We start from the raw sequence: 23,137 nt of genomic DNA on the forward strand, positions 1-23,137 counted from the left end.
CATATGGAGGATTAGCTCAGCTGGGAGAGCGTCTGCCTTACAAGCAGAGGGTCATAGGTTCGAGCCCTATATCCTCCATTTTTATAATGCCGGTCTAGCTCAATTGGTAGAGCAACTGAATCGTAATCAGTAGGTTGGGGGTTCAAGTCCTCTGACCGGCATTTTAATGTGAGCCACTAGCTCAGGGGTAGAGCATCTGACTTTTAATCAGAGGGTCGAAGGTTCAAATCCTTCGTGGCTCACCATTGTTTAATAATTTATGCTTATACTATGCGGAAGTAGTTCAGTGATAGAACATCACCTTGCCATGGTGGGGGTCGCGGGTTTGAATCCCGTCTTCCGCTCCATTTTTAATATGCCGGGATGGCGAAATTGGCAGACGCACAGGACTTAAAATCCTGCGGTAGGTGACTACCGTGCCGGTTCGAGTCCGGCTCTCGGCACCATTTTAAGTTATTTGCGCCCTTAGCTCAATTGGATAGAGCGTCTGACTACGGATCAGAAGGCTAGGGATTCGAGTTCTCTAGGGCGCATTTTTCGGGAAGTGGCTCAGCTTGGTAGAGCACCACGTTCGGGACGTGGGGGTCGCAGGTTCAAATCCTGTCTTCCCGATTTTTGCATTAGAGGAAAGCTTTGGCTTCACGAAACGGAGCTTTCTAGAATATTCGCGGTATTCACATGCTAATGGGGCCTTAGCTCAGCTGGGAGAGCGCCTGCTTTGCACGCAGGAGGTCAGGGGTTCGATCCCCCTAGGCTCCACTTTTTTAAAAATCAGCGTAAATTTCTGGTACAGTGTTTTTGATCAATGATCAAAAGCACTGTTTTTATTTATGCAGAGCAAAGGCGATGCTAAGTGGCCCCTGGTCTTTTCGCCAGTGCAGCATGTTTTTTATTCTGTATCCTGGCACACGCGCCAAAAGTTCATCAAATGAAAAGAAGTGCGTACTTTACATTTTCTACGAATGAGCGAGTCGATGAAGCAGTATTTTTTAACAAACGGCCAAGTAAAAAATCATTCTGTTGATTAATTTGAAAAAATCGTTCATAATAAACTTATAGTCAAAGTTAGTCAAAGTCAGGGGAGAGAGGGTGTCCCATTGAGAAACATTTCTGACATCATTGAAAAATATATAAAAGAAATCCTGGATTCAAATGATAAAGATAATATCAGACTGAAGCGGAGCGAACTGGCGGAAAAGTTCCAGTGTGTCCCATCGCAGATTAACTATGTCCTGAAAACGCGCTTTTCAATTGAACGCGGCTATGTTGTTGAGAGCAAGCGTGGCGGTGGCGGCTATATCCAGGTCGTCAAAGTCCGCCCGGTAACCGATGCGGATCTGATTGATGAAATGATCGGGTTAATTGGGTATAAGTTAACAGAGAGCATGGCGGAATCGATCATCATTCATCTTCTTGAAGAACAGGTCATCAGGGAGCGGGAAGCACGACTGATGCTGACCGCTATGGACCATACGGTACTTGATGTAGATGTCCCCCTAAGAGATATATTGCGTGCGAACCTTTTAAGAGCAATGCTGCAATCACTCACTTACAGCAGATAGTCAGTTGCTTGAGCGAATATTTGAGGCTTCCCTTTGGTATTCTCCAGACGGATTGGATATAATAAAGTAATTATATCCAGACTGTTACTGAAGAAAGAACGGATGCATTCGGTAATCTCATAGGTCCTGCAGGCAGCAAATCAGTGCAAAAAAGGATTGGGACGTTCTCATGCCGAATATATTAAGTACTGATATCACTTGATTTTTTGGCAGCTGTGATTTAGGCTCTAAAAAAGGCAAAAGAAAGGTCAAAAATCTGCTGCCTGAATAGTGTACAGATAAAGGTTTTTTCAACCGAAACAAAAAGGCCAGTGAAAAAAGAGACAGCAACTAAAGGAGGCCACCATGATGATGTTTGGACGGTTTACGGAACGTGCGCAAAAAGTGCTCGCGCTTTCTCAGGAAGAGGCGATGCGCTTAGGGCATAACAATATTGGTACAGAACATATTCTGCTCGGCCTCGTGCGTGAAGGCGACGGTATTGCTGCTAAGGCGCTGCTTGCTTTAAATCTGGATCCTGAGAAAATCCAGAAAGAAGTAGAGAGCCTGATTGGCCGCGGAAACGAGGAAGTACAGACGCCTCACTATACTCCGCGAGCGAAACGCGTGATCGAACTTTCTATGGATGAAGCACGAAAAATCGGACATTCCTATGTTGGAACTGAACATATATTGCTTGGCCTGATTCGAGAAGGTGAGGGTGTTGCGGCACGGGTGTTAAATAATCTCGGCATTAGCCTGAATAAAGCACGCCAGCAAGTCCTCCAGCTGCTTGGCAGCCATGAGGCAGCTTCGGGAAGTACTCAGGGACGCAACGCCTCGCATGCAAGTACACCGACGCTTGACAGCCTGGCAAGGGATCTGACAGCAATGGCGAGCGAGGGATCGCTTGATCCAGTGATTGGCAGAAGCAAGGAAATTGAACGCGTGATTGAAGTGCTTAGTCGGCGTACAAAAAATAATCCGGTGTTGATCGGTGAACCAGGCGTTGGGAAGACAGCGGTTGCTGAAGGACTGGCTCAGGAAATTGTCAATAATGAGGTGCCGGAAATTCTCCGAGACAAGCGTGTGATGACTCTGGATATGGGGACCGTTGTCGCCGGGACGAAATATCGCGGTGAATTTGAAGATCGTCTGAAAAAAGTAATGGATGAAATTCGACAGGCGGGCAATGTCATACTGTTCATTGACGAACTGCACACCTTGATCGGTGCGGGAGGCGCTGAAGGTGCCATTGATGCATCCAATATATTAAAGCCTTCCCTGTCACGTGGAGAGCTGCAATGTATCGGAGCGACCACACTTGATGAATATCGCAAATATATTGAAAAAGACGCAGCGCTTGAGCGCCGTTTTCAGCCAATTAAAGTCAATGAACCAACGAAGGAACAATCGGTTCAAATTCTAAAAGGTTTGCGTGATCGTTATGAAGCTCACCATCGTGTAAAAATTACGGATGAAGCCATTAATGAAGCGGTGCGTCTGTCCGACCGTTATATATCGGATCGTTTTCTTCCGGATAAAGCCATCGATCTTATTGACGAAGCAGCGTCGAAAGTCCGGTTGCGCTCCTATACGGCTCCACCAAATCTCAAGGAGCTTGAACAGCGTCTGGAGACGGTTAAAAAGGAAAAAGATGCAGCGGTCCAAAGTCAGGAATTTGAAAAGGCTGCGTCACTTCGCGATCATGAACAGAAATTAAAAGAACAGGTTGATCTTTGCAAGAAAGAGTGGAAAGAAAAACAGGGAAAAGAGAATACTCAGGTACTTCCGGATGATGTAGCCCTTGTTGTTGCGAACTGGACCGGCGTTCCGGTTGTTCGGCTTGAACAGAAGGAAAGCGAGCGGTTGCTGAACATGGAGTCGATTCTGCATGAACGCGTCATCGGTCAGAATGAGGCCATTGATGCGATTTCTCATGCAATAAGAAGAGCACGTGCAGGATTAAAAGATCCAAAACGTCCGATTGGTTCATTCATTTTTCTTGGGCCGACCGGTGTTGGGAAAACAGAGCTGGCACGTGCGGTAGCGGAGACTTTGTTTGGTGACGAAGAGGCTATTATTCGCATTGATATGTCAGAGTACATGGAAAAGCATACAACGTCTCGCCTGGTGGGCTCGCCTCCAGGGTACGTCGGCCATGAAGAAGGCGGACAGCTGACGGAAAAAGTTCGCCAGAAACCGTATTCGGTGATTCTGTTTGACGAAATCGAGAAAGCACACCCGGATGTCTTTAACATTTTACTCCAGGTTCTTGATGACGGCAGATTAACAGATTCTAAAGGCAGAACGGTTGACTTCCGTAATACCGCGATTATCATGACTTCAAATGTTGGGGCTAATCAGCTCAAAAAGAATAAATATGTCGGTTTTTCAATTAATGAAGAAGGTCATGAGTACAAGGAAATGAAGGAAAAGGTTATGGGCGAATTAAAACGCGCGTTCCGCCCGGAATTTCTTAATCGAATTGATGAGATCATTGTCTTTCATGAACTTAAAAAACAGGAGCTGCTTGAAATTGTCACGCTGCTGGCAAACCAATTAAAAAACCGACTATCCAGTCAGGGAATTGTCATTGATCTGACGGATGGGGCAAAGACGCAGATCGTTGAGGAAGGTTATGATCCGGAATATGGGGCACGGCCGCTTCGCAGAGCACTGCAGCGCCGTGTAGAAGATAAACTTTCCGAAGAACTGCTTAAAGGCAATATCCAGAAAGGAACCAATGTCGTGATTGATTACAAAGACGGTGAGTATGTGGTCAGTCAAAAAAAGGAACCGGCTGCAGTTAAGTCCTGATTTTGCGTGCAGTTCAGAATGAAAATTGATTTTTAGAAGCCAAAGTTTCTTAGCCTTGGCTTCTTTGATTATTAGGCTCAGCATGATAAGGCTTGAAAAACATTTGTCCCTCCCAAGTCAATTTTTACATCAAGCAATCGATGATATAGGATGTGGCTTTGATCGTGCCGAAGCTTCGTGTTTTACAAGAGTTCTTCATCAAATGGTATTCAGGTCAGGTGATTAAATGGCAAAAACAAAAACAATTTTTATCTGCCAGGAATGTGGTTATGAAAGCCCTAAATGGATGGGGCGTTGTCCAAGTTGTCAAAACTGGAATACATTTGTAGAAGAAATCATCCGGACGGCATCTCCAACTCATGGAGAAACCGAAAAGGCAGTGAGCGCTCCCTCACGGCTTGCCGATGTAGTTCTTGAAGAGGAGCCAAGAATGAAAACCAATATGTCCGAGCTGAACCGTGTTCTTGGTGGCGGTGTCGTGCCCGCTTCATTGACACTCGTAGGCGGAGATCCTGGAATCGGCAAATCGACTTTGCTTCTTCAAACGTCTGAGCAGTTAGCCCGCTCAGGCCATCAGGTTCTCTATATATCCGGAGAAGAATCTGTAAGGCAGACCAAGATGAGAGCGATGCGGCTCGGCGTTGCTTCCAAGGATCTTTTTGTACTTGCAGAAACGGATATTCAGCACATTGAACGCCAGTTGGCGCATATGCATCCGGAAGTGATGGTGATTGACTCCATCCAGACGATCTACAATTCAGAGCTTTCCTCAGCTCCGGGGAGTATTTCCCAGGTTAAGGAGTGTACCGCCTGCCTGCTGCGACTTGCCAAACAGAAGGGTATTGCGATTTTTATTGTCGGACATGTGACGAAAAACGGGGCGCTGGCGGGACCAAGGACACTTGAACACATGGTGGACACGGTATTATATTTTGAAGGAGAACGTCATCACACATTTCGTATCCTTAGGGCGGTTAAAAACCGCTTTGGTTCGACGAATGAAATGGGTGTATTTGAAATGAAGGAAGGGGGACTGGTTGAAGTTGCCAATCCTTCGGAAATATTTCTTCAAGAACGCACTAAAGGGGCGGCGGGATCCGCAGTTACGGCATCTATTGAAGGAACGCGCCCGCTTTTGGTCGAGGTTCAGGCTCTGGTTACGCCGACAAGCTTCGGCAATCCGCGGCGCATGGCGGCCGGGCTGGACAATCACCGCGTGTCGCTGCTGATGGCTGTCCTGGAGAAACGGGTTGGTTTTTTACTTCAGAACCAGGATGCCTATGTCAATGTTGCTGGCGGTGTCAAGCTGGATGAGCCGGCGGTAGATCTGGCAGTGGCAATGAGCATTGCCTCCAGCTTCAATGATTGCGCGACTGAGGTCGGAGATGCTTTTATCGGCGAAGTTGGACTGACCGGTGAAGTTCGCCGCGTTTCAAGGATTGAACAGCGTGTCAATGAAGCAGCCAAACTTGGTTTTACTCGCATTTTCATTCCTGAAAAAAATCTTGGTGGCTGGACACCACCTGAGGAGATTTCATTGATAGGCGTTGAATCATTGAAGCAGGCGATACAGGAGGCGCTTGTTCCAGCTGAGCGTCGAATGCCGGAATCTGATTTTTTATCAACGGATTTTTAGCAGGTATCTTGAGGTGATCGGGCAAAAATACAAAAAACGTATGGTAAAAAAAGTTTTGATTTCATGAATTTGTCTATACTGGTTGAAGGGGGTGATTGAAAATGATTAAAAGAGTTATTCAGCTCTTGTTTCTATTAATAGGCGGAACTTTAGGTTTTGTCTATATACCAAAAATCATGTATCTATTAAATTTGGGGAGCGGAATTCCAGAATGGGTCAGTTCACCGTTTGCAGGTATGGTGATCGGGGCCGTCATTATGGCTTTTTTATCATTTTGGTTTGTGGACTCATTGGTTAACTTAATTAAGACCTTTGAAGATCGAATTATTAAAGCACCTGTAACGGATGTGCTGTTTGGTACAATCGGACTTTGCTTTGGTTTAGTGATTGCGTTTTTGATCCAGCTGCCATTGGCGAATCTGCCAATTCCCGGTTTCAGCAACATTTTACCGATCTTCATATATATCTTTCTGGGGTATTTCTTCTTCCAAATTGGCTTTAAGAAACGCGACGAGCTGCTCGGTCTTTTCCGGCTGCCATCAAGATCCAAAGATCGAAAGAAAGACATGCGCCCGGAAGTGGTCCAGTCCAATGATTATATTCCTTATAAGATCTTTGATACAAGTGTTATCATTGATGGGCGGATCGCGGATATCTGCCAGACACGCTTTCTTGAAGGCACCATGGTGATCCCGCATTTTGTTCTTGAAGAACTGCAGCACATTGCGGATTCTTCGGATGTCTTAAAACGCAATCGAGGCAGACGCGGTCTGGATATTTTGAACAAAATTCAAAAGGATCATTCCATTCATGTTGATCTTTATGAAGGTGATTATGAAGATATTACGGAAGTTGACAGTAAACTGGTGCGTCTCGCAAAAGAAATTGGCGGGATTGTAGTAACGAATGACTTTAATTTAAATAAAGTCTGTGAATTTCAAAAGGTTCCTGTCCTGAATATTAATGATCTGGCAAACGCCGTCAAGCCTGTTGTTTTACCTGGCGAAGAGCTGCGCGTCCAAGTGATTAAAGATGGCAAGGAACAAAACCAAGGGGTCGGCTATCTTGACGATGGGACAATGATTGTGGTAGAAGAAGGACATAGGTATATCGGCAAAACGATTGACGTCGTCATCACAAGCGTCTTGCAGACTTCTGCAGGCAGAATGATTTTTGCCAAACCTAAATTGGTTGAAAAAGCGCTCTGATTGATTTGTTTGAACACCTCGGGGCTTTTTTCGAATTCGGAGGCCATAATCTGATGGACTATCAAGTGGTTGTCCTCGCTGCGGGTCAGGGAAGGCGAATGGGTGCCGGAGAAAACAAAGTTTTACTTAAACTTGCAGGTTGCCCGGTCATCGTTCATACGCTGCGTACGTTTGATACGGATCCGTCTTGCCAGGGTATTACTCTGGTTACCCGGGAGGATGAGCAGGATCAGTTCCGCCTGCTGGTCGCTCATTACCATATAACAAAGGTACGTACGTTTGCCCCGGGTGGCAGTGAGCGTCAGGAAAGTGTTTACTTTGGATTGAAAGCACTTAAAGGAGCACCTGACTCCATTGTGCTCATTCACGATGGTGCGCGCCCTTTTCTGACACATGAGCGCATCAAAGCCGCTGCTGAAGCCGCTGCTGAATATGGTGCATCACTGCTTGCTGTTCCGATTAAAGATACAGTAAAACAGGCGGAAGACTTTCAAGTTGAACGAACACTGGAAAGAGAAAGCTTGTGGGCGGCCCAAACCCCACAGGCTTTTCGATTGTCATTGATTCGAGAAGCTCACCGAAAATGTGCGGACATAAATTTTACAGGCACGGATGATGTATCTCTTGTGGAACGGCTGGGCTACTCTGTGAGAATTGTTCCGGGCAGTTATCGCAATATCAAGTTGACGACACCGGAAGACATGATGATCGCTCAGGTGTTTATGGAAAGAGGGGAGGAATAGCGAATGAGAATTGGTCATGGCTTCGATGTCCACCAGTTCACCGAAGGACGGGATTTAATGATTGGCGGCATCAGGGTTCCGTATGAATTGGGGCTGGCCGGGCATTCGGATGCGGATGTACTGCTTCACGCGATAAGCGATGCGCTGCTCGGATCAATTGCCGAAGGCGACATTGGCAAGCATTTCCCGGACACAGATGAAGAATATAAAGACGCGGATTCCAAAGTATTGCTGAAAGAGGTGGCTGCGCTTGTTCGCGCCAAGGGCTATGAAATCAGCAATGTTGACAGTGTAGTCATTGCGCAGAAGCCAAAACTGGCCCATTATATTCCAGAGATGTGCCGTGTGATCGCGAATGTGCTGGATATCGATGTGGGACAAGTGAATGTAAAAGCAACAACAACGGAAAAACTCGGTTTTACCGGCAGAGGTGAAGGCATCGCATCTGAGGCCATTTGTCTGGTGGAAAAAGCAGATAATAAATCATTGCTTTAATTTTTCGGATGATTCGTGAACATTCTGTGGGCAGAACGTGCTAAAATAAACAGGAATAAATGAAAGTGGTGAATGCGTTGACAGAAGAAGTCAGGGTACGTTATGCGCCGAGTCCGACAGGTTTTCTGCACATCGGAAACGCACGTACCGCAATTTTTAATTATCTATTTGCCCGTCACGCCGGCGGCAAATTTATTATTCGTATTGAAGACACCGACCAGAAGCGCAATGTGGATGGCGGCGAAGAGAGCCAGTTGAAATTCTTAAAGTGGCTTGGCCTTGAATGGGACGAGAGTGTTGACGTGGGCGGTGAGTACGGCCCATATCGTCAGATGGAGCGTTTGGCTATTTATAAAAAGTATTGGCAGGAACTGTTGGACAAGGGGCTTGCTTACAAGTGTTACTGCACTCCGGAAGAACTGAAGGCTGAACGCGAGGCGCAAATGGCAAGCGGACAGACCCCTGGTTACTCAGGGAAGTGCCGCCATTTAACAGCGGAACAAATCGCGCAATACGAAGCTGAGGGAAGAAAGCCGACCATTCGCTTTCGCATTCCTGACGATCAGAAAATCGAGTTTGACGACATTGTCAAAGGTCATCTGACTTTTGATTCGAATGACGTTACTGATTTTGTGATCGTCAAGCAGAATGGCGTTCCTACGTACAATTTTGCGGTCGTTATTGATGACCATCTGATGAAAATGACGCATGTGCTCCGAGGTGAGGAGCATATTTCCAATACACCAAAACAAATATTGCTGTTTCGTGCCTTTGGCTGGAAACCCCCGGTTTTCGGCCATATGACGCTGATTGTGAACGAAAATCACAAGAAGTTGAGTAAGCGCGACAATAGCATCGTTCAGTTCATTGAGCAGTATAAGAACATGGGCTTCCTTCCTGAAGCATTGTTTAACTTTATCACCCTGCTTGGATGGTCGCCGAAGGGTGAGGAGGAAATTTTCACCCGCGATGAGTTCATCAAACAGTTTGATGCAAATCGACTGAGCAAATCACCGGCGATGTTTGACAAATCAAAACTGGAATGGATGAATGGCCAATACATCAAGAAACTTTCGGAAGAAGACTATCTCGCGCTGACTCTTCCGCACATGATTCATGCCGGGCTTATTCCTGAGGAGATGACCGCTGAACAGCGCAGATGGGCATCACGTGTCGCGTTGCTTTATCAGGAGCAGCTGCATTATGGTGCGGATATTGTCAATTTGTGTGATATGTTCTTTAACAAGGACATTGAGAAAGCCGAACTGACGAAGGGCGAGAAGAAAATTCTTGAAGGCGAGCAAGTGAATGATGTGTTAACTGTTTTTGACCGGGAATTGCGCAGTCTCAGTGAATGGACAGCTGAGGCAATCGCTCCTAAAATAAAAGTGACACAGAAAGAAACAAAGCAACGGGGCTGGAAACTGTATATGCCTATTCGCGTAATTGCGACCGGGTCGGAGCACGGACCAGAACTTCCGGAAGCTTTGGAATTGATTGGCAGAGATCTTGTTTTAAAAAGACTGGAACATTATTTGTCGGCGCAGCAGACCGTCTGAGCTGATCGGACCGTGTCATCACATTTTGCGTCGGCATGCATAGGTGTATAAAAACGATGAAGAGGTTGAGTAGGTGCTGCTCACGTGGACAGAGAGAATGGTCTTTGGCTGAAAGCCATTCAGAAAGCGGCGTTGAATTGCCCCTCTGAGTTGTTCGCTGAACAAAATCAGTAGGCGAAAACGGTTGCTCCGTTATCAGCACAAGAGTGGAGAATGATCTCAAGCAAAGTGGGACCGCGCTGGAAGGCGTCTTTGTGTCATCAGACATAGGGGCGCTTTTTTTAATACACATGAGTTCACTCTGAGTTCACGTGTGCCGGAACGATGGAAACTAAGTTATCTAAAATAAATGAGCAATGACAGGAAGAAGAGGTCTGTATTGCAAGGTTATTCACAAAAGTCAACGGAATGGGATATGAAGAAACAGAGGAGGCGGACTTCTGTGAAAGGCATTATTGCAGAAGATCTGAATAATGTATTTGACCAGGATCCGGCGGCCAGAAGTAAATGGGAAGTTATTTTTACCTATTCTGGTTTGCACGCGATTTGGTCGCATCGAATGGCACATTGGCTGTGGAAGAAAAAGCGTTACTTTCTTGCACGTGTTCTGTCGCAGATGTCGCGTCATTTTACAGGAATTGAAATTCATCCAGCAGCCAAAATTGGCAGACGGTTTTTTATGGATCACGGAATGGGTATTGTGATCGGTGAAACATGCGAAATCGGCGATGATGTGACACTTTTTCAGGGCGTGACGCTTGGCGGTACAGGAAAAGAAAAAGGGAAGCGTCATCCGACGGTCGGCAATGATGTGCTTATCTCGGCCGGGGCAAAAGTGTTAGGTTCGATTACAATTGGTGATCATTCAAAGATTGGCGCGGGATCCGTTGTTCTGCACGATGTACCGTCCAATTCAACGGTTGTCGGCATTCCGGGCCGTGTCGTTCGGCAGAACGGAGTCAAGGTACATCATCACGATCTGAATCATACCGACCTTCCGGATCCAGTGGCAGAAAAAATGCATCAGCTGGAGCATCAGCTGCAGAAACTGGAAGATGAGTTAAATACGTTAAAAGCAAATATAAGAAAAGAGGAGTGAAGAAAATGGTGTTAAAAGTTTTTAATACATTGACGAGAAAAAAGGAAGTTTTTAAGCCGATTGACAAGGGGCACGTGCGTATGTACGTGTGCGGGCCGACGGTTTATAACTATATTCATATCGGCAATGCGCGTCCCGCGGTTGTATTCGACACGGTTCGCAGGTATTTTGAGTATCAGGGGTATAAAGTAAACTATGTATCCAATTTCACTGATGTCGATGATCGTCTGATCAACGCGTCGAAGGAACGGGGCATTCCGGTTCCACAAATTGCAGAGCAGTTTATAAAAGCATACAAGGAAGATACAGAGGCACTGAATGTGAAGGCGGCAACGGTACATCCCCGGGCGACGGAAACGATGCCGGAGATCATAGCCTTTATTCATAAACTGGTGGATGCCGGCTACGCTTATGAATCAAAAGGTGATGTGTATTTCCGAACACGCCGGTTTAAGGAATATGGCAAGCTGTCCCATCAGTCGATTGACCACCTGAAATCCGGAGCGCGGATTGAAATCGGCGAAAGCAAGGAGGATCCACTGGACTTTGCACTTTGGAAGGCGGCCAAGCCGGGCGAGATTAAATGGGCGAGTCCATGGGGTGAAGGCCGGCCGGGCTGGCATATTGAATGCTCGGCAATGGTTGAAAAGTACTTGGGTGACACGATTGATATTCATGCCGGGGGAACGGACCTGACCTTCCCGCATCATGAAAACGAGATTGCACAGTCCGAGTCGCTGCATCACCAAATGATGGCCCATTATTGGCTGCACAACGGACATATCCAGATCAATCATGAAAAAATGTCGAAATCAATCGGTAATGTCATCCTTGTACACGATCTCATTAAAAAGTACGATCCGCAAGTGATTCGCTTTTTTATTCTGACCGTTCAATACCGGCATCCGATCAATTTCAGTGATGCACTTCTGAGTGATGCAGTGCAGGCTTTTGGACGCTTAAAGACAACGCATTATAACTTAAGTCATCGATTGGATCACGAAGTGTCATCGGATCAACTCAATGAAACGATTGTCGAAAAGTATCGAGCGCCATTTACCGAGGCGATGAATGATGACTTCAATACCGCCAATGCGATCGCCGTACTGTTTGACAGCGCGCGTGACGCGAATATTGCGCTTCAGAAGACGCAGACTCCGGAAAGCGATCTTGCTGCATATCTTAAAGTGCTTACCGAACTATCCGGCGTACTTGGACTGAAACTTGCGGACGAGTCAGACAGTATATTGGACAGTGAAGTCGAAACGCTGATTAAAAAACGCGAGGAAGCACGAAAAAATCGGGAATTTGCAGTGGCGGATGCGATTCGCGATCAACTGAAAGCATCTGGAATTTTGCTGGAAGATACGCCTCAGGGTGTACGCTGGAGAAGAGGGCGTGAATAATCATGGATGAAGCAGCAGTGACCGATCCTAATTTACTAAATAGCCTGGCGTTGGCCTATATGGGCGATGCGGTTATTGAAGTGTATGTGCGCAGAGAAATCATTTCCAGGTCCGGCGTCTCAAAACCCCATGCGCTCCATGCGCGCGCAGTAGCCTATGTATCTGCCAAATCGCAGTCAAAATTTCTGCATGAACTGATGGATGGACATTTTCTTACTGAAGAAGAGCTGAATGTTGTGCGACGCGGACGCAATGCCAAGTCGCACTCAGTACCCAGGAATACAGACGTTCAGACTTATAATTTCAGTACGGGATTTGAAGCGCTGATCGGAACTTTGTATTTTAAAGGGGAAAATGAACGAATTGACGCGATCATGGACAGAATGTTTGCAAATCATCCGGTCGAAAGGAGCAAGTGCGAATGAGTGATGAATGGATCATTGGCCGTCACCCTGTTTCAGAAGCGATTCGATCGGGAAGAGATATAAATAAGGTTTGGCTGAACAAAGAAGGCAGAGGATTGAGTGCACTGCTTGACTTAATCAAATCCAATGGGATTGCCGTTCAGTTTGTCCCCAGACAAAAGTTGGACCAGCTGGCAAAATCTGCGCAGCATCAGGGTGTGGTTGCTTCCGTTGCCGCTTACCGCTACGCAGAGCTGGACGATCTGTTCGCTCTTGCCGAGAGCCGCGGCGAGCAGCCATTTTTAATCATGCTGGACGGTGTTGAAGATCCGCATAATTTAGGATCCATTTTACGAACAGCCGATGCATCCGGCTGTCATGGAATTATTATCCCTAAACGTCATTCGGTAGGGCTGACATCAGTTGTGGCAAAAGCGTCAACTGGTGCTATTGAGTACGTACCGGTAGCGCGTGTGTCCAATCTTGCTGCAACCATGAATCAGCTGAAAAAAAGGGGCGTCTGGTTTGCCGGGACAGCTGCTGATGGAAGCGAAGACTATCGGGCAGCGGATTTTACGATCCCAATCTGTTTAATCATTGGTAATGAAGGTGCGGGCATGTCACGGCTTGTACGCGAGAAATGTGACTTTCTGATTCGGCTGCCGATGCGCGGCCAGGTGACTTCACTTAATGCATCAGTAGCTGCGGGTCTGCTCATGTATGAAGTGCTGCGAAATCGCGATAAACAAGGGTGACTGGTGATGCAGGATATATTAATTGTCGATGGCTACAATGTTATTGGTGCATGGACGGAACTGAAAAAGCTTCAGAAAAATGATTTTGAGCTTGCACGCGATTTTCTTATTAATAAGCTGTCAGAGTATCAGGCTGTCACCGGCTGGCGCGTCATCCTTATTTTCGATGCTTACCTCATTTCAGGTAAAGAAACAAAAACCAAAAAGTCGAAAATTGAAGTAATTTATACCAAAAAAAGTGAAAAAGCAGATCAGAAGATTGAGGGACTGATTAAGAAGCTGCAAAATGTAAAAACACGCATCCACGTTGCCACTTCCGATATGGCGGAGCAGTGGGCGGTTTTTTCTCAGGGGGCCTTGCGGAAGCCGTCACGTGAACTGATCGAGGAGATCGGTCAAATAGAAAAAGAAATCAAACGTAGTACAGCAAATACCCATCGGTCATCGTCTATGACAAAAATTCAGCTGGATGATGCCACACGGGAAAAACTGGAACAGATGCGGAGAGGTTTTTGAATTTTCTTGACGATTTAAAAAATTGTAATGTATAATGTTCTAACTAACATTAAGCATGACGTGCTCGGGGGGATTAAAGATGATTGATCAACCGGTTAAGGAAAATGCGGCTTTGGGTTCACTTGACGATACGGAGCTCCTAAAGGCGGTTCATGACGGAAATAACCAGGCTCTGGAATCTCTCATTTTTAAATATAAAAATTTCGTGCGAGCCAAGGCGAAAGCTTATTTTCTTGTTGGTGCGGATCGCGAGGATATTATTCAAGAAGGAATGATCGGTCTGTTTAAGGCGATCCGTGACTATCGGGGGGACAAGCTGGCCTCATTCAAGGCTTTTGCGGAGCTGTGCATCACACGCCAGATGATTACTGCCGTTAAGACAGCAACACGCCAGAAGCATATACCGCTGAATTCTTATATCTCTCTTGATAAACCCATTTACGATGAAGAATCGGAACGGACGCTGATGGATGTGGTTTGTGAAGCGCAGTCGAGCAATCCCGAGCAAATGCTGATCAGCCGCGAAGAGTACGACGATATTGAAACGCAACTTTCCAATGTTCTAAGTGACTTGGAACGCAGGGTACTGAGACAGTATCTTGACGGCAGAACGTATCAGGAAATTTCCGTGGATTTAAAACGGCATGTCAAATCAATAGACAATGCATTGCAGCGTGTGAAGCGTAAGCTTGAACACTGCATCCATCTTAAAGAACTCAGTATTTAAGAGAATAACCGAGCGTTGACATCTGTTCTCTCAGTATGGTAGAGTGTAAACGGTATATGGAAAACATCAAGAGAGGCGGATTAACGCCTTTCTTTCTTTTACTTGCAAGAAAAACCGTCACCGTTTCGGATACTCGATGTCATTCGAAACAAAATCGTTGTCCCAGACCCGCACCTTGAGATTAACTGATACTTACGATCCGGGTAAATGCAATACAGATTGAATGGATGGTTCATGCTGAAATCACAAGGCATATGCAAAAAAGGATATCGAAATCACTCATTAGCGGAGGTAGCATCTATGGCGGGCATTATTAAAGGGACCGGAAAATTTTTCCGGGATATTGTCACTGAAGCAAAAAAAACGAGTTGGCCGAATCGCAGCGAATTATTCAAATATACGATAACAGTTATTATCACTGTTATCTTTTTGGCACTCTTTTTCGTTGTCATTGATTTAGGCATTTCTCAGCTTCTGCGCGTAATTACAAATCAATGATTCTGACACCGCGCCGGAGCGGCAGGCGCGCGGATCATTTGGAGGAAGAAAGTTATGGAGAAGAACTGGTATGTTGTTCACACATACTCAGGATACGAAAACAAAGTAAAAACCAACCTTGAAAAAAGGGTGGAGTCCATGGGCATGGCGGATAAAATTTTCCGCGTTCTTGTCCCGATGGAAGAAGAAACGGAAATTAAGAATGGCCAAAAGAAAACGGCCATGAAAAAAGTATTTCCCGGTTATGTGCTGACGGAAATGATCATGACGGATGATTCGTGGTATGTTGTCCGCAATACGCCTGGTGTGACTGGTTTTGTCGGCTCAACGGGTGCGGGTTCAAAACCAATCCCGCTGCTTCCGGACGAGGTGGATGCCATTCTGAAGCAGATGGGTCTGAAAGATCGGGTAAGCAATCTGAAATTTGAACTGAAAGAACAGGTCAAGGTTAACGACGGCCCGTTTGCCGACTTCATTGGCAGTATTGAAAATATTGACGAAGAAAAAGGCAAGCTCAAAGTACATGTCAACATGTTCGGGCGTGAAACACCGTTAGAGCTTGATTTTGACCAGGTGAAAAAACTGGACTGAATCTTTTTCAGCACGGATTCGTTGCTGTATGATCGGACCTTGCAATTTATGCTTGCCAATTGTATAATCTTGATGTTTGTATGATTTTAGATCTCACCAATGCAAGTCATTTTGAAAGGCAAGTCGCCATAGAGGCAAGAGTGGGAGGGGCAACCCCGTACCACAAATTGTTGTAGGGAGGTGCTCTCATGGCAAAAAAAGTAATCAAGCTAGTTAAACTGCAAATTCCGGCAGGAAAAGCAAATCCGGCTCCGCCAGTTGGTCCGGCATTGGGCCAGGCGGGCGTTAACATTATGGGCTTTTGTAAAGAATTCAACGCTCGGACATCTGATCAGGCAGGTCTGATCATCCCGGTTGTTATTACTGTTTATGAAGACCGTTCGTTTACGTTCATCACAAAGACACCGCCGGCAGCCGTTCTGCTTAAGAAAGAAACCGGTATCCAGTCCGGTTCAGGCACATCGAATACGAAAAAAGTTGCGACGATCAAACGTGATAAAGTACGTGCGATTGCTGAACTGAAAATGCCTGACTTAAATGCAGCTGATGTTGAAGCTGCAATGCGTATGGTAGAAGGAACCGCGCGCAGCATGGGTATTGTCGTCGAAGACTGACACGATGCGATGCGGATTGGATGCCGCATCTTTTGCTGATGATTGGTGGGAGGTCATTGCAAACCGTTATTACCACGAAGGAGGAATTTAAATGGCTAAAAAAGGGAAAAAGTATCAGGAACAAGCGAAAGCTGTTGACCGTACGAAGGCGTATGACGTCGAAGAAGCAGTCAGTCTGGTAAAGAAAGTTGCTTCTGCCAAATTTGATGAATCAGTTGACGTAGCCGTTCGTCTTGGCGTTGACACACGCAAGAACGACCAGCAGGTTCGCGGTGCGGTTGTGCTTCCAAACGGTACAGGTAAAACGCAGCGTGTGCTCGTTTTTGCCAAGGGTGAAAAAGCAAAGGAAGCAGAAGCTGCCGGTGCAGACTATGTCGGTGAAACGGAACTTGTCGAGAAAATTAACGGCGGATGGTTCGATTTTGACGTTGTGGTTGCCACTCCGGATATGATGGCTCAGGTCGGTCGTCTTGGCCGTGTGCTTGGTCCGAAAGGCTTGATGCCGAACCCGAAGACAGGTACCGTAACTTTTGACATCGAAAAAGCGGTTAAAGAAATTAAGGCTGGTAAAGTTGAATACCGCGCGCAGAAAGACGGAAACGTTCATGTACCGGTTGGCAAGGTTTCGTTTGATGATGAAAAACTTGTTGAAAACATCAAGGTTCTGATCGAAACGCTGATCAAAGTGAAGCCGGCTGCTGCCAAGGGTACGTATTTGAAGAATATCGCCATTTCTTCAACGATGGGGCCTGGCGTCAAGGTGGCTGTCACATCCATTAAATAATGGACCATACAGAACAAATGCTTCGGTTGACATCATGAAGCTGAATGAATATAATGAATATTGTTGTGTGAATTGAATGATTAGCCGTAGACAGCAGGGGCATCGATATGCTTAATGAATCCCAGCCGAGGTTCAGTGAATTCTTGATAACTTATTGTTTGATAGATCAAGCCCTCGGTCTCTGCGGATCGAGGGCTTTTTGACAGGCCTAAAACGGGGGAAAACACTGATACGGACAGACTGCAATTGAGGAGGTGCCAAAGACCATGAGTAATGCAAAGATTTTAGAAGGAAAAAAGAAAGTCGTTGACGAAATTGCCGCTAAGCTCAAAGAAAGTGTGGCAACGATTGTTGTGAATTATCGGGGACTTTCTGTGGCGGAAGTTACCGAATTACGTAAACAACTGAGAGAAGCAAACGTTGACTATAAAGTATATAAAAATACGTTTGCCCGCCGCGCGACTGAAATCGCCGGCATTTCAGAACTTAACGATGCTTTGACTGGCCCGACTGCTGTTTCTTTCAGCAAAGAGGACGTCATTGCTCCGGCAAAGGTATTGTACAACTTCGCCAAAGAACATGAAGCACTTGAAATCAAAGCAGGCATTATTGAAGGCAAACTGACTTCACTGGAAGAAATCAAGGCGCTCGCCGAACTGCCATCCAGAGAAGGGCTTCTTTCCATGCTGGCCAATGTTCTCCAAGCGCCAATCCGCAATTTTGCTTTGGGAGTCAAGGCTGTTGCCGAACAGAAAGAGCAGGAAGCCTAATTTTAGAAAGCGTTATTTAAACGTAAAATTCAAATACAAGGAGGAACACATACAATGACTAAAGAAGAAATCATTGGTGCAATTAAAGAAATGTCCGTTCTTGAACTGAACGATCTTGTTAAAGCAATTGAAGAAGAATTTGGTGTTACGGCAGCAGCTCAGGTTGCTGTACAGGCTGGTGCTGGTGCTGCAGCTGCAGAGGAAAAAACAGAATTTGATGTTATTCTGGCCGAAGCGGGCGCACAAAAAATCAAGGTAATCAAAGTTGTTCGCGAAATCACGGGCCTTGGTCTGAAAGATGCAAAGGCACTGGTTGACGGAGCTCCGAAACCTGTAAAAGAAGGCGCTGCTAAAGAAGAAGCCGAAGAAATCAAAGGCAAACTTGAAGAAGTTGGCGCAAAAGTAGAACTGAAATAAGTTCTGAAAAAAGCCCGCGCTTGCGCGGGCTTTTTCTTTTTCCGGCCGGAACTGGATCAACTGATTGCGATAAGTGATCTGCCTGCCGGCGGATTTTGATCATTCAAGGTGGCGAATTTTTTAATGACGGAACATTACTATTCAGAACATCCTCATGCAGGGAGCAGTCCACACATGCTGCATGTAACATTGAGACAGCATGCCTTTTCTTTTACGACGGATGCGGGCGTTTTCTCCAAACATGCGATTGATTTTGGTACAGCCTTGCTTATCGAAAATTTTTGCGAGCCAAATACAGCGGGCGGTTTCATGGATATGGGCTGCGGGTACGGACCGATCGGTATTGCGCTGTCGAAACTCTTTCCAGATCGCAATATAATGATGGTCGACATTAATGAACGCGCTGTTGCGTTGGCTGAGAAAAACGCGCGCGAAAACGAAGTTGCTGTCCGGGTTCTGCAGAGTTCTTTGTTTGATAGAGTTTCCGGAGAGTTTGCCGCCATCGTGACTAATCCGCCAATCAGAGCCGGGAAGCAGACTGTGCATCAGATTTTTCGGGATGCTCATCGATTCTTAAAGGAAAATGGTGAACTATGGACGGTCATTCAAAAAAAACAGGGTGCGCCTTCTGCGCTAAAAATGCTGCAGGCTTTGTACGATCGTGTTGAGGTTGTAGCTCGAAAAAAAGGATATTACGTTTTTTGTGCAAAAAAGGTTTGACAATCAATAATGACTATGATATTATGTCTTAATGCTAACATTGGTCAATTTGTAGGTATAAGTCTCTCCTTTTTAGGAGAAACTAATCAAATAATTTTTGGACTGCGGTAAGCTCAAGAAGTTTGGTTTGCCGATTTTTTCAATATGCTTGATTTGAGGGGTGAAATAGTTGACAGGTCAACTCGTACAATACGGACGCCACCGCCAACGCAGGAGCTACGCTCGGATTAAAGAAGTGCTGGAACTCCCTAATCTTATTGAAATTCAGACCGCCTCGTATCAGTGGTTCCTTGACGAAGGAATCCGTGAAATGTTTCAGGACATTTCTCCGGTGGAAGATTTTACAGGCAATCTCATTTTGGAATTTGTCGACTATAGTTTGGGAGAACCCAAGTATTCCGTTGATGAATCCAAATCACGTGATGTGACGTACGCAGCACCGCTGCGTGTAAAAGTTCGACTGATCAATAAAGAGACGGGCGAAGTAAAGGAACAGGAAGTTTTCATGGGCGATTTTCCGCTGATGACTGAAGCGGGAACGTTCATCATTAACGGTGCGGAACGTGTCATTGTTTCCCAGCTTGTTCGTTCGCCAAGTGTTTATTTTAACGACAAAGTCGATAAAAACGGAAAAAAAGGTTTTGGTGCAACGGTTATTCCTAACCGAGGTGCCTGGCTTGAATATGAGACAGATGCAAAAGATGTCGTCTATGTAAGAATCGACCGTACAAGGAAAGTTCCCGTCACGGTTCTTTTGCGTTCACTTGGGTTCAGCACTGATCAGGAAATTATCGACCTGCTTGGTGAAGATGAGTACCTGAGAAATACTTTGGAAAAAGACAATACGGATAGCACGGACAAAGCGCTTGTTGAAATTTACGAACGTCTGCGTCCAGGTGAACCGCCAACTGTCGAAAATGCAAAAAGCTTGCTTGAAGCACGCTTTTTTGATCCCAAGCGTTACGATCTGGCAAATGTCGGACGCTATAAGATGAATAAAAAGCTCCACATCAAGAACCGGCTGTTCAACCAAAGGCTTGCCGAAAAACTGGTAGACCCGGAGACGGGCGAAATTGTTGCTGATGAAGGAACATTGCTGGACCGCAGGACACTGGACCGCCTGCTGCCTACCATTGAAAAAAAGTTGGGTTTTGTCGAATATACACCAACGGATGGTGTGATTGCGGGACAAACGGTACGTGTTCAGAAAATCGATGTTTATTCTCCTCTTGATGAAGACAAAGGCAAGATAATCAGCATTATGGGCAATGGCATGATTGACCGTTCGATCAAGCATATTACACCTGCCGATATTCTTTCTTCAATCAATTATTTCTTTAATCTGCTTCACGGAATCGGAGACACTGATGATATTGATCATCTTGGCAATCGTCGTCTTCGTTCTGTTGGGGAATTGTTGCAAAATCAATTCCGAATCGGCTTATCGCGCATGGAACGGGTGATTCGCGAACGCATGTCTATTCAAGACACAAACAGCATTACCCCCCAGGCGCTGATCAATATTCGGCCGGTTATTGCGTCGATCAAGGAATTTTTCGGAAGTTCGCAGCTGTCACAGTTCATGGATCAGACGAATCCGCTTGCTGAGTTGACACATAAGCGCAGGCTTTCAGCACTCGGACCCGGTGGTCTGACCCGTGAACGCGCAGGCATGGAAGTGCGTGACGTTCACTACTCCCACTATGGACGTATGTGCCCGATTGAGACGCCTGAAGGCCCGAATATCGGTTTGATTAACTCGTTGTCCAGCTACGCGCGGGTGAATAAATACGGATTCATTGAAACGCCGTATCGCCGCGTTGATCCGGATACGGGAAGAGTAACCGAACACATTGATTATCTGACTGCTGACGAAGAAGACAACTATGTGGTTGCACAGGCAAACGCTGAATTGAGTGATGAAGGCGAATTTCTTGATGATCATATTCTTGCCCGTTTCCGTAGTGAGAATCTGGTTGTTCATAAAGACCGCGTGGATTATATGGATGTATCTCCGAAGCAGGTTGTATCCGTTGCTTCCGCCTGCATCCCGTTTCTGGCAAACGACGATTCAAACCGCGCGCTCATGGGTGCCAACATGCAGCGCCAGGCGGTTCCGCTCCTTCAGCCGGAGGCTCCGCTTATCGGAACGGGTATGGAGTATGTATCTGCCCGTGATTCCGGAGCAGCCATTCGTTCGAAATTCCGTGGGCGTGTAGAGTATGTGTCTGCCCGTCAAATTAAGATTCGGACCCTGGAGACGATCGATGGTCATGAAACCGAAGGCGATGTTGTTGCCTATAAGCTTTCCAAGTTTGAACGTTCGAATCAGGGCATGTGCTACAATCAAAAACCTATTGTCGACAAAGACATGATTGTCGACAAAGGCGAAATTATCGCTGATGGTCCCTCAATGGACAAAGGTGAGTTGGCACTTGGCCGCAATGTGCTCGTTGGATTCATGACCTGGAACGGCTACAACTATGAAGATGCCGTAATCATGAATGAACGGCTGGTAAAAGAAGATGTTTACACTTCTATTCATATTGAAGAATATGAATCTGATGCCCGTGACACAAAACTGGGGCCGGAAGATATCACTCGTGATATTCCCAATGTCGGCGAAGACGCACTCAAAAACCTTGATGATCGCGGAATTATTCGTGTCGGTGCGGAAGTGCGCGACGGTGACATTCTTGTCGGAAAGGTGACACCGAAGGGTGTTACTGAACTGACGGCAGAAGAACGGCTGCTTCATGCCATCTTCGGGGAAAAAGCACGTGAGGTCCGCGATACATCGCTGAAGGTGCCGCACGGGGGTGGCGGTATTGTTCATGACGTTAAGATTTTCACGCGCGAGGCAGGCGATGAACTGCCACCGGGTGTTAATGAACTGGTTCGTGTATATATCGTTCAAAAACGTAAGATTCACGAAGGGGATAAAATGGCCGGGCGTCATGGCAACAAGGGAGTCATTTCTAAAATCCTTCCTGAAGAAGATATGCCATATTTACCGAATGGACGTCCACTCGACATTATGCTTAACCCACTGGGTGTACCGTCGCGTATGAATATCGGGCAGGTGCTGGAACTTCATCTCGGGATGGCCGCACGGGAGATGGGCATTCATATTGCGACACCTGTATTCGACGGCGCGCGTGAAGAAGATGTCTGGGACACACTTGAAGAGGCTGGGCTCTCACGAGACGGCAAAACGGTTTTGTATGACGGCCGCACAGGTGAACCGTTTGACAACCGGGTGTCTGTTGGTGTTATGTACATGATTAAACTGGCACACATGGTCGATGACAAGCTGCACGCGCGTTCAACAGGACCGTACTCATTAGTCACGCAACAGCCGCTTGGCGGTAAAGCGCAGTTCGGCGGCCAGCGTTTTGGAGAAATGGAAGTGTGGGCGCTTGAAGCTTACGGTGCGGCACATACATTACAGGAAATTCTGACGGTTAAGTCGGATGATGTAGTCGGACGCGTAAAAACGTATGAATCGATTGTCAAGGGCGAAAATGTTCCGGAACCTGGTGTTCCTGAATCATTCAAGGTGCTCATTAAGGAACTGCAGAGTCTTGGAATGGACGTAAAAGTTTTGGACGGAGACCACTCGGAAATCGTCATTAAGGAACTTGAAGACGAGGAAGAGTCGCTTGACGACAGTTTAAACGTGCAAGTTTGAGTTCAATGATCAACCTCTTGATAGAATGCGATGGATCACGGGACGTAGCAGGTTAAGTGCCCCCAGGATATCAGCACCGCTTCTAACGGATAACAACTCGGTGAGCGAAGAGGATGGCGCACGCGCCAGACACTGAAAATATA

21 protein-coding genes, 8 tRNA genes and 2 other annotated features are annotated in these 23,137 nt (G+C 46.3%); all 29 genes read left to right on the forward strand.

Translation table 11 applies throughout. The features are described from left to right. Positions 1-5 precede the first annotated feature (5 nt). Positions 6-78 (forward strand) — tRNA-Val (locus M3N64_RS10535). Positions 79-88: 10 nt separating this feature from the next. Continuing rightward, positions 89-161, forward strand: a tRNA-Thr gene (locus tag M3N64_RS10540). A gap of 9 nt (positions 162-170) precedes the next feature. Then, positions 171-245, forward strand: a tRNA-Lys gene (locus tag M3N64_RS10545). A gap of 27 nt (positions 246-272) precedes the next feature. Beyond that, a tRNA-Gly gene (locus tag M3N64_RS10550) sits at positions 273-347 on the forward strand. Between the two features lie 10 nt (positions 348-357). Beyond that, positions 358-446, forward strand: a tRNA-Leu gene (locus M3N64_RS10555). A 13-nt stretch (positions 447-459) separates the two neighbouring features. Beyond that, positions 460-533 (forward strand) — tRNA-Arg (locus M3N64_RS10560). A 5-nt stretch (positions 534-538) separates the two neighbouring features. Then, a tRNA-Pro gene (locus tag M3N64_RS10565) sits at positions 539-612 on the forward strand. 74 nt (positions 613-686) lie between these two features. Continuing rightward, positions 687-759: transfer RNA gene (locus M3N64_RS10570), tRNA-Ala, on the forward strand. A 338-nt stretch (positions 760-1,097) separates the two neighbouring features. Next, complete coding sequence (locus M3N64_RS10575) at positions 1,098-1,562, forward strand: CtsR family transcriptional regulator (RefSeq protein WP_249102038.1); 465 nt, start codon at positions 1,098-1,100, stop codon at positions 1,560-1,562. Positions 1,563-1,910: 348 nt separating this feature from the next. Further along, positions 1,911-4,361 (forward strand): ATP-dependent protease ATP-binding subunit ClpC, encoded by a 2,451-nt coding sequence (gene clpC / locus M3N64_RS10580; protein WP_249102040.1) that lies wholly within the window; start codon positions 1,911-1,913, stop codon positions 4,359-4,361. 226 nt (positions 4,362-4,587) lie between these two features. Further along, positions 4,588-5,997: a DNA repair protein RadA gene (gene radA, locus M3N64_RS10585; RefSeq protein WP_249102043.1), complete on the forward strand. Its 1,410-nt coding sequence runs from the start codon at positions 4,588-4,590 to the stop codon at positions 5,995-5,997. A 101-nt stretch (positions 5,998-6,098) separates the two neighbouring features. Next, the gene (locus M3N64_RS10590) at positions 6,099-7,205 is read left to right on the forward strand and encodes a PIN/TRAM domain-containing protein (RefSeq protein ID WP_249102045.1); all 1,107 of its coding nucleotides are present in this window, start codon (positions 6,099-6,101) and stop codon (positions 7,203-7,205) included. Between the two features lie 53 nt (positions 7,206-7,258). After that, the gene (gene ispD, locus M3N64_RS10595; protein ID WP_249102047.1) at positions 7,259-7,948 is read left to right on the forward strand and encodes a 2-C-methyl-D-erythritol 4-phosphate cytidylyltransferase; all 690 of its coding nucleotides are present in this window, start codon (positions 7,259-7,261) and stop codon (positions 7,946-7,948) included. 3 nt (positions 7,949-7,951) lie between these two features. Then, positions 7,952-8,443, forward strand: coding sequence for a 2-C-methyl-D-erythritol 2,4-cyclodiphosphate synthase (gene ispF, locus M3N64_RS10600; RefSeq protein WP_249102049.1), 492 nt, complete (start codon positions 7,952-7,954; stop codon positions 8,441-8,443). Between the two features lie 77 nt (positions 8,444-8,520). After that, on the forward strand, positions 8,521-10,002 hold the full coding sequence (gltX, locus tag M3N64_RS10605; protein WP_249102052.1) for a glutamate--tRNA ligase: 1,482 nt from the start codon (positions 8,521-8,523) through the stop codon (positions 10,000-10,002). Between the two features lie 47 nt (positions 10,003-10,049). Further along, positions 10,050-10,259 (forward strand) — a binding site (T-box leader). Between the two features lie 158 nt (positions 10,260-10,417). Then, positions 10,418-11,101: a serine O-acetyltransferase gene (gene cysE, locus M3N64_RS10610; protein WP_283163414.1), complete on the forward strand. Its 684-nt coding sequence runs from the start codon at positions 10,418-10,420 to the stop codon at positions 11,099-11,101. Between the two features lie 5 nt (positions 11,102-11,106). Beyond that, positions 11,107-12,507, forward strand: coding sequence for a cysteine--tRNA ligase (gene cysS, locus M3N64_RS10615; RefSeq protein WP_249102058.1), 1,401 nt, complete (start codon positions 11,107-11,109; stop codon positions 12,505-12,507). 2 nt (positions 12,508-12,509) lie between these two features. After that, positions 12,510-12,932 carry a Mini-ribonuclease 3 gene (locus M3N64_RS10620; protein ID WP_249102062.1) on the forward strand — a complete coding sequence of 141 codons (423 nt, stop codon included), beginning with the start codon at positions 12,510-12,512 and terminating at the stop codon, positions 12,930-12,932. After that, positions 12,929-13,666, forward strand: coding sequence for a 23S rRNA (guanosine(2251)-2'-O)-methyltransferase RlmB (gene rlmB / locus M3N64_RS10625; protein ID WP_249102064.1), 738 nt, complete (start codon positions 12,929-12,931; stop codon positions 13,664-13,666). Before M3N64_RS10620 ends, rlmB begins: the two co-directional genes overlap by 4 nt. A 6-nt stretch (positions 13,667-13,672) precedes the next feature. Next, entirely contained in the window at positions 13,673-14,182 is a 510-nt protein-coding gene (locus M3N64_RS10630; protein ID WP_249102065.1) for an NYN domain-containing protein, read from the forward strand. Between the two features lie 79 nt (positions 14,183-14,261). Then, positions 14,262-14,909, forward strand: coding sequence for an RNA polymerase sporulation sigma factor SigH (gene sigH / locus M3N64_RS10635; protein ID WP_249102066.1), 648 nt, complete (start codon positions 14,262-14,264; stop codon positions 14,907-14,909). Between the two features lie 300 nt (positions 14,910-15,209). Continuing rightward, on the forward strand, positions 15,210-15,407 hold the full coding sequence (gene secE / locus M3N64_RS10640; protein ID WP_249102067.1) for a preprotein translocase subunit SecE: 198 nt from the start codon (positions 15,210-15,212) through the stop codon (positions 15,405-15,407). Positions 15,408-15,461: 54 nt separating this feature from the next. Next, the gene (gene nusG / locus M3N64_RS10645; protein WP_249102068.1) at positions 15,462-15,998 is read left to right on the forward strand and encodes a transcription termination/antitermination protein NusG; all 537 of its coding nucleotides are present in this window, start codon (positions 15,462-15,464) and stop codon (positions 15,996-15,998) included. Between the two features lie 188 nt (positions 15,999-16,186). Continuing rightward, positions 16,187-16,612, forward strand: coding sequence for a 50S ribosomal protein L11 (rplK, locus tag M3N64_RS10650; RefSeq protein WP_249102069.1), 426 nt, complete (start codon positions 16,187-16,189; stop codon positions 16,610-16,612). Between the two features lie 91 nt (positions 16,613-16,703). Continuing rightward, a complete protein-coding gene (gene rplA, locus M3N64_RS10655; protein ID WP_249102070.1) occupies positions 16,704-17,396 on the forward strand; it encodes a 50S ribosomal protein L1 in 693 nt (230 codons plus the stop codon). Between the two features lie 66 nt (positions 17,397-17,462). Then, positions 17,463-17,607, forward strand: a sequence feature (ribosomal protein L10 leader region). Positions 17,608-17,662: 55 nt separating this feature from the next. Beyond that, positions 17,663-18,166 carry a 50S ribosomal protein L10 gene (gene rplJ, locus M3N64_RS10660; RefSeq protein WP_249102071.1) on the forward strand — a complete coding sequence of 168 codons (504 nt, stop codon included), beginning with the start codon at positions 17,663-17,665 and terminating at the stop codon, positions 18,164-18,166. Between the two features lie 54 nt (positions 18,167-18,220). After that, on the forward strand, positions 18,221-18,583 hold the full coding sequence (gene rplL / locus M3N64_RS10665) for a 50S ribosomal protein L7/L12 (protein ID WP_249102072.1): 363 nt from the start codon (positions 18,221-18,223) through the stop codon (positions 18,581-18,583). Between the two features lie 123 nt (positions 18,584-18,706). Further along, positions 18,707-19,303, forward strand: coding sequence for a class I SAM-dependent methyltransferase (locus tag M3N64_RS10670; RefSeq protein ID WP_249102073.1), 597 nt, complete (start codon positions 18,707-18,709; stop codon positions 19,301-19,303). A gap of 169 nt (positions 19,304-19,472) precedes the next feature. After that, positions 19,473-22,994, forward strand: coding sequence for a DNA-directed RNA polymerase subunit beta (rpoB, locus tag M3N64_RS10675; RefSeq protein WP_249102074.1), 3,522 nt, complete (start codon positions 19,473-19,475; stop codon positions 22,992-22,994). Positions 22,995-23,137 lie beyond the last annotated feature (143 nt).

Source organism: Sporolactobacillus mangiferae (assembly GCF_023336505.1).
Classification (GTDB): Bacteria; Bacillota; Bacilli; order Bacillales; family Sporolactobacillaceae; genus Sporolactobacillus; species Sporolactobacillus mangiferae.